This window comes from Streptomyces sp. NPDC002787, assembly GCF_053592095.1.
The window spans coordinates 284652-299855 of the sequence record NZ_JBSFVC010000006.1 but is presented as its reverse complement, the minus strand read 5'-3'; the positions used below and the strand labels follow the sequence as shown (position 1 = coordinate 299855).

At 71.0% G+C, this 15204-nt stretch carries 11 protein-coding genes; 9 read left to right on the top strand and 2 right to left on the bottom strand.

The genetic code is table 11. The annotated features are described in order from the left end of the window. Positions 1–9 precede the first annotated feature (9 nt). Positions 10–1815 (top strand): gamma-glutamyltransferase, encoded by a 1806-nt coding sequence (gene ggt, locus ACWD26_RS11100; protein ID WP_451268493.1) that lies wholly within the window; start codon positions 10–12, stop codon positions 1813–1815. On the opposite strand, the gene ACWD26_RS11095 is transcribed toward ggt, so the two are convergent. Further along, the gene (locus ACWD26_RS11095) at positions 1808–4369 is read right to left on the bottom strand and encodes an ATP-dependent Clp protease ATP-binding subunit (RefSeq protein WP_451268491.1); all 2562 of its coding nucleotides are present in this window, start codon (positions 4367–4369) and stop codon (positions 1808–1810) included. The two genes, ggt and ACWD26_RS11095, sit on opposite strands and share 8 nt — an antisense overlap. Positions 4370–4549: 180 nt before the next feature. After that, positions 4550–5317: a type I methionyl aminopeptidase gene (gene map / locus ACWD26_RS11090; protein ID WP_451268489.1), complete on the bottom strand. Its 768-nt coding sequence runs from the start codon at positions 5315–5317 to the stop codon at positions 4550–4552. A 73-nt stretch (positions 5318–5390) separates the two neighbouring features. On the opposite strand from map, the gene ACWD26_RS11085 reads away from it, so the two are divergent. The 8 genes from ACWD26_RS11085 (at position 5391) to ACWD26_RS11050 (ending at position 15038) form a co-directional block, all read left to right on the top strand. Continuing rightward, a complete protein-coding gene (locus ACWD26_RS11085) occupies positions 5391–5666 on the top strand; it encodes a helix-turn-helix domain-containing protein (protein WP_451268487.1) in 276 nt (91 codons plus the stop codon). Positions 5667–5822: 156 nt separating this feature from the next. Beyond that, positions 5823–7439, top strand: a complete 1617-nt coding sequence (locus tag ACWD26_RS11080; protein WP_451268485.1) for a hypothetical protein — start codon at positions 5823–5825, stop codon at positions 7437–7439. Between the two features lie 234 nt (positions 7440–7673). Beyond that, complete coding sequence (locus ACWD26_RS11075) at positions 7674–8516, top strand: nitrilase-related carbon-nitrogen hydrolase (protein ID WP_451268483.1); 843 nt, start codon at positions 7674–7676, stop codon at positions 8514–8516. Between the two features lie 63 nt (positions 8517–8579). Beyond that, the gene (locus ACWD26_RS11070) at positions 8580–9866 is read left to right on the top strand and encodes an aspartate aminotransferase family protein (RefSeq protein WP_451268481.1); all 1287 of its coding nucleotides are present in this window, start codon (positions 8580–8582) and stop codon (positions 9864–9866) included. A gap of 23 nt (positions 9867–9889) precedes the next feature. Beyond that, a complete protein-coding gene (locus ACWD26_RS11065; RefSeq protein ID WP_451268479.1) occupies positions 9890–11476 on the top strand; it encodes a PucR family transcriptional regulator in 1587 nt (528 codons plus the stop codon). 155 nt (positions 11477–11631) lie between these two features. Further along, entirely contained in the window at positions 11632–12474 is an 843-nt protein-coding gene (locus ACWD26_RS11060) for a nitrilase-related carbon-nitrogen hydrolase (RefSeq protein WP_451268477.1), read from the top strand. A gap of 129 nt (positions 12475–12603) precedes the next feature. After that, on the top strand, positions 12604–14007 hold the full coding sequence (gene hydA / locus ACWD26_RS11055; protein ID WP_451268475.1) for a dihydropyrimidinase: 1404 nt from the start codon (positions 12604–12606) through the stop codon (positions 14005–14007). 11 nt (positions 14008–14018) lie between these two features. After that, positions 14019–15038, top strand: coding sequence for a TIGR03842 family LLM class F420-dependent oxidoreductase (locus tag ACWD26_RS11050; protein ID WP_451268473.1), 1020 nt, complete (start codon positions 14019–14021; stop codon positions 15036–15038). The last annotated feature ends 166 nt before the right edge of the window (positions 15039–15204 follow it).

The following is a 15204-nucleotide window of genomic DNA, read 5'->3' as shown; positions in this document are numbered from 1 at the left end:
GAGGTACGGATGCGTCTGCGTCGCCCTGTCGCGCGGAAACTGGCTGTACTGGCGGCAACGTCCGCCGTGGTGTCGGTGGGGGCGGCCCCGCCGACCTCCGCCGCGACGGACACCGCCCCGAAGACCCCGGTGGCCGTCGGCTACGGCGGTGCCGTCTCCAGTGTCGATCCGGACGCCTCCGCAGCCGGCATCGAGGTGCTCCGTAAGGGCGGCAACGCGGTGGACGCGGCCGTCGCCACCGCCGCCGCGCTCGGCGTCACCGAGCCCTACTCCGCGGGTATCGGCGGAGGCGGCTACTTCGTCTACTACGACGCCAAGTCCCGCAAGGTGCACACCGTCGACGGCCGCGAGACCGCGCCCCGGAGCGCCGGTGAAAACCTGTTCCTGGAGAACGGGCAGCCGATCCCGTTCGCGGAGGCCGTCACCAGCGGGCTGAGCGTCGGCACGCCCGGCACGCCCGCCACCTGGCAGACGGCGCTGAAGAGCTGGGGCAGCAAGCCGCTCGGCAAGCTGCTGAAGCCGGCCGAGAAGCTCGCCCGTGACGGGTTCGTGGTCGACGAGACCTTCCGCGCCCAGACCGCCTCCAACGAGGCCCGCTTCCGGAACTTCCCGGACACGGTCGACCTGTATCTGCCCGGCGGCGAGCTTCCGGTGGTCGGCTCGACCCTCAAGAACCCCGATCTGGCGCGCACCTACGCGGAGTTGGGCCGCGAGGGCATCGGCGCCCTCTACCGGGGCGACCTCGCCCAGGACATCGTCGACACGGTCAACAAGCCCCCGGTGGACCCGAATTCGGGCTACAACGCCCGCCCCGGCGACCTGACCACCGCCGACCTCGCCCTCTACCGCACCAAGCGCCAGGCGCCCACGAAGGCGTCGTACCGAGGTCTCGACGTCTACGGGATGGCTCCCTCGTCCTCCGGCGGCACGACCGTCGCCGAGGCGCTCAACATCCTGGAGCGGACCGACCTCTCGAAGGCGAGCGACGTCCAGTACCTGCACCGCTACATCGAGGCCAGCCGTATCGCGTTCGCCGACCGCGGGCGGTGGGTCGGCGACCCCGCCTTCGAGGACGTACCGACGAAGGAACTGCTCTCGCAGCGGTTCGCCGACTCCCGCGAGTGCCTGATCAAGGACGACGCGGTCCTCACCAGCCCCGTCGCACCGGGCGACCCGCGCGACCCGGCCCCCTGCGCGACGGGCGGTACGGCCGCGCCGACGACGTACGAGGGCGACAGCACGACCCACCTCACGGTCGCCGACAAGTGGGGCAACGTCGTCTCCTACACCCTCACCATCGAGCAGACCGGCGGCAGCGGCATCACCGTGCCGGGCCGGGGCTTCCTGCTCAACAACGAGCTGACGGACTTCTCCTTCACCCCGGCCAACCCGGCCGTTCACGACCCGAACCTGCCGGGGCCGGGCAAGCGGCCCCGTTCGTCGATGTCGCCGACCATCGTGCTGGACAAGCACTACAAGCCCGTGGTGGCGCTCGGCTCACCCGGCGGCGCGACCATCATCACCACCGTGCTGCAGACCCTCACCGGCTTCCTCGACCGGGGCCTGCCGCTGGTCGACGCGATCGCCGCGCCGCGCGCCAGTCAGCGCAACCAGACCACCACGGAACTCGAACCGGGCTTGTGGAACAGCCCGTTGAGGACCGAACTCGAGGCCATCGGGCACGGTTTCCGGCAGAACCCGGAGATCGGCGCGGCCACCGCCGTCCAACGCCTGTCGAACGGCAAGTGGCTGGCCGCCGCGGAGACGGTACGGCGCGGGGGCGGCGCGGCGATGGTCGTGCACCCGGTCAAGTAGCGAGGTCGGGGGCGGGCGGCGTCGTACGGAACGCGAGCCGCCCGTCCTCCACTTCGGCCACCACCCGGCTGCCTGACGGCAGCCGGCCGTCGAGCAGCAGCCGGGACAGGGGGTTGTCGACCTCCCGCTGGATCGTGCGGCGCAGCGGCCGGGCACCGTACTCGGGCTGGTGGCCGTCGCGGGCGAGAAGGTCGACGGCCTGCTCGGTGAACTCGATGGTGACGCCCTGCGCGTGCAGCCGGTGCCGCGTCTGCTCCAGCAACAGGTCGGTGATCCGACGGAGTTGGTCGTCGGTGAGCTGACGGAAGACGACGATCTCGTCGATGCGGTTGAGGAACTCGGGCCGGAAGTGCTCCCGCAGTGGCCTCAGGACGCGCTCGCGCCGGTCCTCCTCGGCCGCCTCGGCGCCGCCCACCGAGAAGCCCAGCCCCGAACCGCCCCGGCCGATGGCCTCCGAGCCCAGGTTGCTGGTCATGACGATCACGGTGTTGGTGAAGTCGACCGTGCGGCCCTGGGCGTCGGTGAGCCGGCCGTCGTCGAGGACCTGGAGCAGGACGTTGAAGACGTCCGGGTGCGCCTTCTCCACCTCGTCCAGCAACAGCAGTGAGTACGGATGCCGTCGCACGGTCTCCGTCAGCTGGCCGGCCTCCTCGTGGCCCACGTAGCCGGGCGGGGCGCCCACCAGGCGGCTGGTCGTGTGCCGCTCCTGGTACTCGCTCATGTCGAGCCGCACCATGCGGTCCTCGCTGCCGAACAGGGCATCCGCCAGCGCGCGGGCCAGCTCCGTCTTGCCGACGCCGGTCGGGCCCAGGAAGAGGAAGCTGCCGATCGGCCGCTCGGGACTGGCGAGCCCGGCGCGCGAGCGCAGCACGGCCTCCGCCACCACGCTCACCGCCTCGTCCTGTCCGACGACCCGCCGGTGCAGCCGCTCCTCCAGCCCCAGCAGCCGTTTCTTCTCCTCCTGGGTGAGGCTGCTGACGGGGATGCCGGTCTGCCGGGAGACCACCTCGGCGATGTCCTCGGCACCGATCTCCAGGCTCTGCCCGTCGTCGGCTCGCTTCTCGCCGCGCCCCTCGGCGATTTGCTCCTTCAGCTCGCCGATCCGGTCCCGCAACCGCGTGGCCTGCTCGTACTGCTCACCCGCGACCGCCTGGTCCTTGTCCCTGGTCAACTGCTCGATGTCCCGCTCCAGGGCCCGCACGTCCGTCCCCTTCGTCCGGGCGCGCAGCCGGACCCGGGCCCCGGCCTGGTCCATCAGATCGATGGCCTTGTCGGGCAGCCGGCGGTCGGTGAGATACCGGTCGGACAGGTCGACGGCGGCCACCAGCGCCTCGTCGGTGTAGCGGACCTGGTGGTGGGCCTCGTAACGGTCGCGCAGGCCGCGCAGGATCTCCAGGGCGTCTTCGCCGCTCGGCTCGGAGACCAGCACCGGCTGGAACCGGCGGGCCAGCGCCGCGTCCTTCTCGATCCGCCGGTACTCCTCCAGCGTCGTCGCCCCGACGATGTTCAGCTCGCCGCGTGCCAGGGCCGGCTTGAGGATGTTGCCCGCGTCCATCACGCTGCCCTCGCCGGCCCCGGCGCCCACGACGGTGTGCAACTCGTCGATGAAGACGACCAGTTCCTCGGAGTGCGCGCGGATCTCGTCGACGATGCTCGTCAGCCGCTCCTCGAAGTCGCCCCGGTAGCGGGTCCCGGCGACCACACCGGACAGGTCCAGGGCGACCACCCGGCGCCCGGCCAGCACGTCGGGCACGTCCCCCTCGGCGATGCGCTGGGCCAGCCCCTCCACGATCGCGGTCTTGCCGACGCCCGCCTCACCGATGAGCACGGGGTTGTTCTTGCCGCGCCGGGAGAGCACTTCGACGGTCTGCTCGATCTCCTCCTCCCGTCCGATGACCGGGTCGATACGCCCCTGCCGCGCGAGATCCGTCAGATCGCGCCCGTACTTGTCGAGGGTCGGCGTGGGCGCGCGGCGCGGCAGGTCCGAGCGCGACTGGAGCCCGGTGGGCGTGCCCGTGGCCGAGGGCTCCGACGCCTCGGGCGGCAGCGCGGAGGCCGAGAGATGCGCGGCGTTGAGGATGTGCCCGGCGGCCGAGTCCGGGTTTCCGGCGAGGGCGCTCAGGACGTGTTCGGGGCCGATGTATCCGGAGCCGGTGACCCGGGCCAGTTCATGCGCGTCCAGCAGGGCACGCTTGACCGCGGGCGTCAGGGCCAGCGACGCGGGGGCCGGCCCCTGGCCCGGTTTGTGTCGTTCCGGGCCCGACCGTTCGTCGATCTGACCGGCCAGCGTGTCGGGGTCGGCGCCCGCGCGGGCCACCAGACTTCGGGTCGGCTCGGCGGAGAGCGCCGCGCGCAGCAGATGCTGGGTGTCCAGGTCACTGCTGCCGTGCCGCGCCGCGTACGCCGCCGCGTCGGCCACCAACTGGCGGGCCTGGCCGCTCATCAGCCGGCCGATCTCGATCCGCTGCGGGCGCGGACCGCCGAAGAAACGGGCGAAGAACTCACTGAAGGGGTCCGGACCGTAGCCCTCGGGCCCCGGGAATCCGCTGTTCATTTGCCACCGGGTTCCCGTGTGTCGCGGGGCTACACCGGGGGCGTCGTGAGGGTCGCGGTTCGTTTGTGACCGCGGGTGCGTGGGGGCTGGTCGCGCAGTTCCCCGCGCCCCTAAAGCCCAGCGCCCACCCACCCGCAGCCGCACGACCGCCGGCGATGCAACGGCGCTTCGACGCAACCGTCACCGCGCTGTGAGTACGCGCGGCCCCGCCTCCGTAATGGCCACCGTATGTTCGACATGTGCCGCCCGGGACCCGTCGTCCGTGCACAACGTCCACCCGTCCGGCGCCGCATGGAACCCGTCCGTACCGCCGCCGATCAGCATCGGCTCGATGGCCAGCACCATCCCGTGCCGCAGTCGCATCCCCCGCCCGGGCCGCCCCTCGTTCGGCACCCCCGGGTCCTCGTGCATGTGGCGGCCGATCCCGTGTCCGCCGAACCCGTCCGGAATGCCGTACCCGGCGGCGCGGCACACGGTGCCGATCGCGTGCGCGATGTCGCCGATGCGGTTGCCGACGACGGCCGCCTCGATGCCCGCCGCGAGGGCGCGCTCGGCCGTCTCGATGAGCCGCAGATCCGCCGCGCGCGCCTCGCCCACGACGAAGCTGATCGCCGAGTCCCCGACCCAGCCGCCCAGTTCGGCGCCGAAGTCGAGGGACACGAGGTCGCCGTCGCGCAGCCGGTAGGTGGTCGGGATGCCGTGCACGATCGCGTCGTTCACGGAGGCGCAGAGCACGGCCGGGAAGGCCGTGGGCGCGAAGGAGGGCCGATAGCCCAGGAACGGCGACGACGCGCCCGCCCTCCGCAGTACCTCGTGCGCCACCTCGTCCAGTTCCAGCAGCGACACGCCCACGTCGGCGGCCTCCCGTGCCGCCGTCAGCGCGCGCCCCACGACCTGCCCGGCCTCGTACATCGCGTCCATCGACGCATCCGTCTTCAGTTCCACCATGCCAATTACTATACCGCTCAACGTCCAATTAATATACCGGTCCGCTCGCGGGGATCGGTATTAGAATGGGGCCATGGTGCGCACCCCCTTGACCCCCGAAGAGCGTGAACGCGGCGAGCGGCTCGGCCGGTTGCTGCGTGAGGCCCGCGGTGGTCGCAGCATGGCGGAGATCGCCGCCGGCGCGGGCCTCTCCGCGGAGACCCTCCGGAAGATCGAGACCGGCCGTGCTCCGACCCCTGCCTTCTTCACGATCGCGGCCCTCGCCCGCACGCTCGGCCTGTCGATGGACGAACTCGTCGTACGGTGCGCACCGGCCGAAGCGGCTGCGCCGACGGCCGCGGTGGCCTGAGTCGGTCGCCGTGATGGCTTGAACCCCTCACGCACAGCCCTCACCCGGCCGCGCACAGCACACTGCGTCCGCTCTGAAAACTTCACGTAGCCCCGCTGTAACACAACTGGTGTTTTCTAGCGGACCGGAGCACTCCAGTCTGCCGGGGAGCATGCGATGGCTGTGGATCAACTCCCGGGTCAGGTGCGGGAGTTCGCGGGTTACCTGAACAAGCTGATGACGAAGCTCGACCAGGGCGGTGGCTGGTGCGCCGTCTTCTGGCGGCGTGACCCCGACGGCATGCGGGCCTGCCTGGACGGTCTGGAGGTGCCGCCCTGGGACGTCGTACAGGCGCTCATGCACGACCTCGACACCGCGTACGGCCCCGCCGCCGCGGCCCAGGAGACCGAGCGTGCCCGCGCCCTGCACCGCGCCTCGCTCGCCGCGTACGACTCCCGGCCCGGCGGACGGGAAGCCCTCGGCGATCGGCTCGACGTGATGCTCCGCGAGCAGCGCTACGCCGCCGACCGCACCGCCGAACTGACCCGCCTGCTCCAGGCCGCCGGCACCCAGGAGGAGGCCGACTCCCTCCGCCTCGACCTGGCCTGGGCCCACGACGACCACGAACGCGCCACAGCGCGCTGCGCGGAGTTGCGCACCCGTATCGAGGACCTCGACCGCCGCGCCCCGCACAGCCCCGTGCGAGGCGCGGCGCGCGTTCCGGGGAACACCGCCGGCGAGGTCTTCCGGGTGCCGGACGCGGCAGGGCGCGCGGCCGATACGTCCGGGCGTGACGACGGACGTATGCATACGGACCAGCACGACGTACATACGGACCAGCACGACGGCGGGCACGCCCCCGGGGGACGTACGCCCGACAGCCGTACCCCCGACAGTCGTACCTTCGACGGCCCTACCGCCGACAAAGCCGCCACGCACGACGCCCGTTACGACACCTACGCGGCCGCCTTCCCCGCCCCGGACGAGCCCGCCCGGGCCACTCCCGAACCAGAACCCCGGGCCCCCGAACCGGAGCCCGCCACCCCGGCGCCCGTCAAGCAGCGCTCCAAGCGCCGCCCCCGTGGGGGCGCCCGCTACGCCGGGTTCACGGAGACCGAGGAGGCCGGGCCCGCCGTCGTCCCCGAGGCCGTGCCGGCCACCGGTCGCAAGGGGCGTGCTCCCCGGGGCGCCCGATACGCCGGTGTCGCGGAGCAGGCCGAGACAGTGGCGCCGAAGCGGCAGCCCCAGGCGCGGCAGCCGCTGGACGACGAGGCGCGCCGCGAGGTCGCCACGACCGTGGAACGGCTGTTGGGGCTGCGCCGGGAGGGGCGCAGCGGCGAGGCGCACGCTCTCCTCGTGGAAGTCGCGTACTGGCCCGCCGCCCGGTTCCCGCTGCTCGCGGCCGACATGCAGCGGGCTGGACTGGGCGCCGACTGGGCGACCCTGCTGTGGGAGGCCGGCTCGCTGCCCGCCGACCGGCTGGTCGCCGTCGCGGACGCCCTGAACGCGGTGGGCCGTGCCACGGACGGGGAGCAGATGCTGCGGCAGGGCGTCTCACGGCCCGCCCAGGAGATCGGCGAGGCGGTGCTCGCCTTCACCGTGGAGGGGCGTGAGCGGGAGGCGCGTGCGCTGCTCGACGCGTATGTGCGCGTCCGTACGCCGGAGGAGGCGGCGCGCACCGCGGAGGCCGATCCGCAACGGCTCGGGCCCCTCGTGCTGGCGGCGGCGCGCGGGGTCTCCGAGGAGCGCTACCGAGAGGTGGCGCACGCGCTGCGCGTGCGGGGGCTCACCTGAACCCTCCGGCACACCCGACCCTCCGGCCGCAGACGGCGGTCGATGGGGGCGCGGGGCGGTTCGGCACAGGAAACACAGGGGTAATCACCCACTGGAGTGCGAAACGTGATCGACTCGGCCGCTTCACGACGATGGTCTTGCCCAGCCCGTCGACGAGGCTTAGTTTCAAGCCTCTACGGCCTGCGTCTACGGGCGTAGAGGCTCTCTGACGTCCCTGTCGAAGGAGCAGCTGACATGGCCCACGTCGTACGCGCCGCCCTCGTCCAGGCGACCTGGACCGGCGACACGGAATCCATGGTCGCCAAGCACATCGAGCACGCCCGCGAGGCGGCCCGGCAGGGCGCGAAGGTGATCGGCTTCCAGGAAGTCTTCAACGCGCCCTACTTCTGCCAGGTCCAGGAACCGGAGCACTACGCCTGGGCGGAGCCCGTGCCCGACGGCCCGACCGTGACCCGTATGCGGGAGCTGGCCCGCGAGACGGGCATGGTGATCGTCGTCCCGGTCTTCGAGGTCGAACAGTCCGGCTTCTACTACAACACCGCGGCGGTGATCGACGCCGACGGCACCTACCTCGGCAAGTACCGCAAGCACCACATCCCCCAGGTCAAGGGTTTCTGGGAGAAGTACTACTTCAAGCCCGGGAACCTCGGCTGGCCCGTCTTCGACACGGCCGTCGGCAAGGTCGGCGTCTACATCTGCTACGACCGCCACTTCCCGGAGGGCTGGCGGCAGCTCGGCCTGAACGGCGCCCAGCTCGTCTACAACCCGTCCGCCACCCACCGCGGCCTCTCCTCTCACCTGTGGCAGCTGGAGCAGCCCGCGGCGGCCGTCGCCAACGAGTACTTCGTCGCCGCGATCAACCGGGTCGGCGTCGAGGAGTACGGGGACAACGACTTCTACGGCACGTCGTACTTCGTGGACCCGCGGGGCAAGTTCGTGGGCGACGTCGCCAGCGACCAGGGTGAGGAACTCCTCGTACGGGATCTCGACTTCGACCTGATCGAGGCGGTGCGCACACAGTGGGCGTTCTACCGGGACCGCCGGCCCGACGCCTACGAAGGACTCGTGCAGCCCTGACGTGGGCACGTACAGCCGTGACACTCGCAGCACCCGTACAGCAGTGAAAGGAGTGGTGCAGCCGTGACCGACGAACTGCTCGGACGCCACAAGGCCGTACTGCCCGACTGGCTCGCGCTCTACTACGCGGACCCGATGGAGATCACCCACGGCGAGGGCCGCCATGTCTGGGACGCCGAGGGCAACAAGTACCTCGACTTCTTCGGCGGCATCCTCACCACGATGACGGCGCACGCGCTGCCCGAGGTCTCCAAGGCGGTGAGCGAGCAGGCCGGGCGGATCATCCACTCCTCGACGCTCTACCTCAACCGGCCGATGGTCGAACTCGCCGAGCGGATCGCGCAGATGTCCGGCATCCCAAAGGCCCGCGTCTTCTTCACCACCTCCGGCACCGAGGCCAACGACACCGCGCTGATGCTGGCGACGACGTTCCGGCAGAGCAACCAGGTCCTGGCGATGCGCAACAGCTACCACGGCCGCTCCTTCAGCGCGGTCGGCATCACCGGCAACAAGGGCTGGTCCCCGACCTCGCTGTCCCCGCTCCAGACGCTGTACGTGCACGGCGGCGTCCGGACCCGCGGCCCGTACGCCGACCTGAGCGACGCCGACTTCATCACGGCCTGCGTCGCCGACCTGGAGGACCTGCTCGGCCACGGCCGTCCGCCCGCCGCGCTGATCGCCGAGCCGATCCAGGGCGTCGGCGGCTTCACCTCGCCGCCGGACGGCCTGTACGCGGCCTTCCGCGAGGTGCTGCAACGGCACGGCGTGCTGTGGATCGCGGACGAGGTGCAGACCGGCTGGGGCCGTACCGGCGACAACTTCTGGGGCTGGCAGGCGCACGGTCAGAACGGGCCGCCGGACATCGTGACCTTCGCCAAGGGCATCGGCAACGGCATGTCCATCGGCGGTGTCGTCGCCCGCGCCGAGGTCATGAACTGCCTGGACAGCAACTCGATCTCCACCTTCGGCGGGACCCAGATCACCATGGCCGCCGGCCTCGCCAACCTGAACTACCTGGTCGAGCACGACCTCCAGGGCAACGCCCGGCGCGTCGGCGGACTGCTCATCGAGCGGCTGCGGGCGATCACCGCCCAGATCCCGGCGGTGAAGGAGGTGCGCGGCCGGGGCCTCATGATCGGCATCGAGCTGGTCAGGCCCGGCACCGAGGAGGCGAACCCCGAGGCCGCGGCCGCCGTCCTCGAAGCCGCCCGCCGGGAGGGCCTGCTGATCGGCAAGGGCGGCGGGCACAACACCAGCGCGCTGCGGATCGCGCCCCCGCTGTCGCTGACCGTCGCCGAGGCCGAGGAGGGCGCCGACGCCCTCGAACGTGCTCTGAGGAGCATTCGGTAACGCCAGATGTAAGGAACACCGCCATGACCACCTCGGCCACCGCCCTGGAACCCGCCCTGGAACCCGCCCTGTCGGTACGCCAGGTCCTCAACCTGGACCGGGTCCTCGCCGGAGAGCCCGAGGTGGTGGCCGGGGCCGGTCAGCTCGACCGGCCCGTGCGCTGGGTGCACGTGGCCGAGGCCCCCGACGTGGGCGTGATGCTCACCGGCGGCGAGATGGTCCTCACCACCGGCGTCCTGCTCGCCGGGGACGAGGAGGCCCAGGCCGAGTACATCCGCTCCCTGCACCGGGCCGAGGCCGCGGCGGTCGTCCTCGGCCTCGGGCGCGCCTTCCCCACGCCGCCCGACGTGATGCGCCGGGCGGCCGAGCGGTGCGGGCTCCCCATGGTGGTGCTGCACCGGCCGTTCCCCTTCGCCGAACTGACCGAAGAGGTCCAATCCCGGCTGGTACGACGGAAGTTCGCCGCCGTCAGCCTCTCCGAGTCCGTACGGACGGCACTCACCGGGCTCATCACGGCCGGCGCCCCGCTGCAACGGCTGCTCGACGAGATCGCCAAGCACGCGGGCTGTCCGCTCGTCGTCACCAACCTCGCCCACCGCGTCCTCGCCACGGCGGGGGAGCGGTCGGCCGTCGACGACGTGCTGCGCGACTGGGAGCGCATCTCCCGGCAGGCCGGCGGCAGCGAGGGCGACGGCTGGGTCCGCGCCGAGCTGGGCGGACGTGGGGAGCGCTGGGGCCGGATCGTGCTCTGCGGGTACCGGGGCGACACCGCCACCGGGCGGCTGCTCGCCGACCGCGCCGCCGAAGCCCTCGTCCTGCACCGCATGCTCGGAGGGTCGGCGCACTCCTGGGAGGAGCAGTCCGCGCAGAGCCTTCTGACGGACCTCGTCTCCGGGGTCGTACCGGCCCGCCAACTGCTGCCGAGGGCACGGGCGGCCGGGCTCCCGGTCAACCGCCGTACGTTCGTCCCGCTCGTTGTCCGCGACATCGCCCCGGACCAACTCGACCGCGTCCTGCGGATGTTGGGGATGGCCGGTCTCGTCGCCGAACTGGCGGAGGGCGCCACCGCCGTACTCCTCAGCCTCGCCCGGGACCAGGACGCGCAGGCGCTCACCGCGCACTTCGCCTCCCGGCTCCGCTCGGAGTCGGGAGTGCGCCGGACGGTCGTGGCGGCGGCGGAGGCACGGACCACCTGGGAGGACGTGCCGGGCGGACTGCGGGAGGCGCAGCACGTGGCGGACGCCGTCGCCCAGTCCGCGGCGGCCGGGCTGGACCTGCCGGTCGTCGTACGGCTGCGGGACGTCCATCTGCGCGGCCTCGTCCGGCTGTTGCGCGACGACCCCCATGTACAGGCTTTCGCCGAGCGGGAGTTGGACGGACTGCTCTGCGGTGACCGGCACGCCGAGCAGGACCTGCTGCCCGTGCTGCGGACCTATCTGGCCACCGGCCGCAACAAGTCGCACACGGCTCAGCTGCACCATGTGAGCCGTCCCGCGCTGTACCGCCGTCTGGAGGCCATAGAGGCCCGGCTCGGCGTGGACCTCGACGACTTCGAGCAGGCCGCGTCCGTGCACATCGCCCTCCTCGCGCACGACGCGCAACAGGGCTGAAACATGCCGGGACCTGCGAGAACAGCGGTGAAACATGCGCCCGAGAAGAGGTGACACGGTGGAACGGAGAAGGCCCGCAGACGTGACACCGTGCAACTCAAACCGGCTTCCCGGACTTCCTACTCTCGCTGCACACCGAGTGACCGGAGGTCCCGATGAGCAGAGTCATCCGTGCAGCGATCTTCCAGACGGCCTGGACCGGCGACAAGGAGTCGATGATCCAGGTCCACGAGCAGGCGGCCCGCGACGCGGCCGCCCAGGGTGCTCAAGTGCTGTGCTTCCAGGAGCTGTTCTACGGGCCCTACTTCTGCCAGGTCCAGGACAAGGCGTTCTACGAGTACGCCGAGCAGATCCCGGACGGCCCGATCGTCAAGCGCTTCCAGGCGCTCGCCAAGGAACTCGGACTCGTCCTCGTGCTGCCGATGTACGAGGAGGAGCAGCCGGGCGTCCTCTACAACACCGCCGCCGTGATCGACTCGGACGGCAAGTACCTCGGCAAGTACCGCAAGCACCACATCCCCCAAGTGCCCGGCTTCTGGGAGAAGTTCTACTTCCGCCCCGGCAACGCCGGCTGGCCTGTCTTCGAGACCTCCGTCGGCCGGATCGGCGTCTACATCTGCTACGACCGGCACTTCCCGGAGGGCTGGCGGGCTCTGGGCCTTGGTGGTGCCGAGATCGTGTTCAACCCGTCGGCCACCTCGCGCGGCCTCTCCCGCTACCTGTGGCAGCTGGAGCAGCCCGCGTCGGCCGTCGCCAACGAGTACTTCATCGGCGCGATCAACCGGGTCGGCGTGGAGGAGCTGGGGGACAACGACTTCTACGGCACCTCCTACTTCGTGGACCCCGAGGCCCAGTTCGTGGGCGAGGTGGCGAGCGACAAGGAGACCGAACTCGTCGTCCGCGACCTGGACCTGGCCAAGCTCCGCGAGGTCCGCGACCGCTGGCAGTTCTTCCGCGACCGCCGTCCGGACGCGTACGGGCCGCTTACGGCGCCGTAAGCAGCGAGGTCCAGCACCCCCGCGCCCCGAACGGGCGCGGGGCGGTCACATCATGCGGCTGCCGCCGCGTGGGCGCGACCAGCCACGAACGACCGGCACTTTCCCGACAACCGAACGGAGCGTGACCGAATGAGCGGCCGTACAGTCATCCGCGGCGGTCTCGTCATCACCGCGTCAGACGAACTGCACGCCGACGTCCTGATCGAGGACGGCCGAGTCGCCGCTCTGGCGGCAAGCGGTACGGCCACCGCGGAGGCCTGGACCGCCGACCGCACGATCGACGCCACCGGCAAGTACGTCATCCCGGGCGGTGTCGACGCCCACACCCACATGGAACTCCCCTTCGGCGGCACCTTCGCCTCCGACACCTTCGAGACCGGCACCCGGGCCGCCGCCTGGGGCGGCACGACGACGATCGTCGACTTCGCCGTGCAGAGCGTCGGCCACACCCTCCGCGAGGGCCTGGACGCCTGGCACGCCAAGGCGGAGGGCAACTGCGCGATCGACTACGGCTTCCACATGATCGTGTCCGACGTGAACCAGGACACCCTCAAGGAGATGGACCTGCTGGTGCAGGAGGGCGTCACCTCCTTCAAGCAGTTCATGGCCTACCCCGGCGTCTTCTACAGCGACGACGGCCAGATCCTGCGCGCCATGCAGCGCTCCGCCGAGAACGGCGGCCTGATCATGATGCACGCGGAGAACGGCATCGCGATCGACGTCCTGGTCGAACAGGCCCTGGCACGCGGCGAGACCGATCCCCGCTACCACGGCGAGGTCCGCAAGGCGCTCCTGGAGGCCGAGGCCACCCACCGCGCCATCAAGCTGGCCCAGGTCGCCGGCGCCCCCCTGTACGTCGTGCACGTCTCGGCGATGGAGGCAGTCGCCGAGCTGGCCAGGGCACGCGACGAGGGGCTCAACGTCTTCGGCGAGACCTGCCCGCAGTATCTGTTCCTGTCCACGGACAACCTCGCCGAGCCCGACTTCGAGGGCTCCAAGTACGTGTGCAGCACGCCTCTGAGGCCCCGCGAACACCAGGCCAAGCTGTGGCAGGGCCTGCGCACCAACGACCTCCAGGTGGTCTCCACCGACCACTGCCCCTTCTGCTTCGTCGGCCAGAAGGAGCTGGGCCGGGGCGACTTCTCCAAGATCCCCAACGGTCTGCCGGGCGTCGAGAACCGGATGGACCTGCTGCACCAGGCGGTCGTCGACGGGCACATCTCGCGCCGCCGCTGGATCGAGATCGCCTGCGCGACACCGGCCCGGATGTTCGGCATGTACCCGAAGAAGGGCACGATCGCGCCGGGCGCGGACGCCGACATCGTGATCTACGACCCGCACGCCGAGCAGGTCATGTCCGCCGAGACGCACCACATGAACGTCGACTACTCGGCGTACGAGGGCAAGCGCACCACCGGCCGGGTCGAGACGGTCCTCTCGCGCGGCGGACTCGTCATCACCGAGCGGGAGTACACCGGACACGCCGGGCACGGTGTCTACACCCCCCGCTCCACCTGTCAGTACCTCAACTAGGAGTGGAGCAGATGGACTTCGGACTCGTCCTGCAGACCGACCCGCCGGCCTCGCGTGTCATCGAGCTGATGAAGCGCGCCGAGGACAACGGCTTCACGTACGGCTGGACCTTCGACTCCGCCGTGCTGTGGCAGGAGCCGTTCGTGATCTACAGCCAGATCCTCTCCAGTACGACGAAACTGACGGTCGGCCCGATGGTCACCAACCCGGGCACCCGCACCTGGGAGGTCACCGCCTCGACCTTCGCCACCCTCAACGACATGTTCGGCAACCGCACGGTCTGCGGCATCGGCCGCGGTGACTCGGCGATGCGGGTCGCGGGCCGCAAGCCCAACACCCTGGCCCGCATCAGCGAGGCGATGAAGGTCATCCGGTCGCTGGGCAGCGGGGGAGAGGCCGACCTCGGCGGCACGGTCATCAGCTTCCCCTGGATCAAGGAGGGCGCCGAACTCCCGGTCTGGATGGCCGCGTACGGCCCCAAGGCCCTGAAGATGACCGGCGAGGAGGCGGACGGCTTCATCCTCCAGCTGTCCGACCTCTACCTCACCGAGTACATGGTGAAGGCGGTCAAGGACGCGGCCGTCGCCGCCGGGCGGGACCCGTCCGAGGTGAAGATCTGCGTGGCCGCGCCCGCGTACATCACCGAGGACGACTCGCCCGAGGCGCTGGCCCACGCGCGCGAGCAGTGCCGCTGGTTCGGCGGGATGGTCGGCAACCATGTCGCCGACCTGGTGTCGAAGTACGGGGAGCACTCCTCGGCCGTACCGGAGGAGCTGACGGACTACATCAAGGCACGCGAGGGGTACGACTACTCCCACCACGGCCGCGCGGACAACCCCGACACCCAGTTCGTGCCGGACGAGATCGTCGACCGGTTCTGTGTCATCGGCACCCCCGAGACGCACATCGAGAAGCTGAACGCACTGCGTGAGCTGGGCGTCGACCAGTTCGCCGTGTACGACATGCACGACGCGCAGGAGGCCGTGATCGACGCGTACGGCTCGACGGTCATCCCGGCGGTCAACGGCTGACCCGGGTTCCGGGAACAGGTCGACGACTGCGAGAATCCGGCCACCCCAGTAAACCGGAACCAACCGCTCCACCATCCGACCCCCCACACCTTGTCTCCCTTCCCTCCGCCGTCCCGGAGGGAAGGGGCCCAAGGCCTCCGCACGGCCTTTCTCTCCCGTCCCGTCT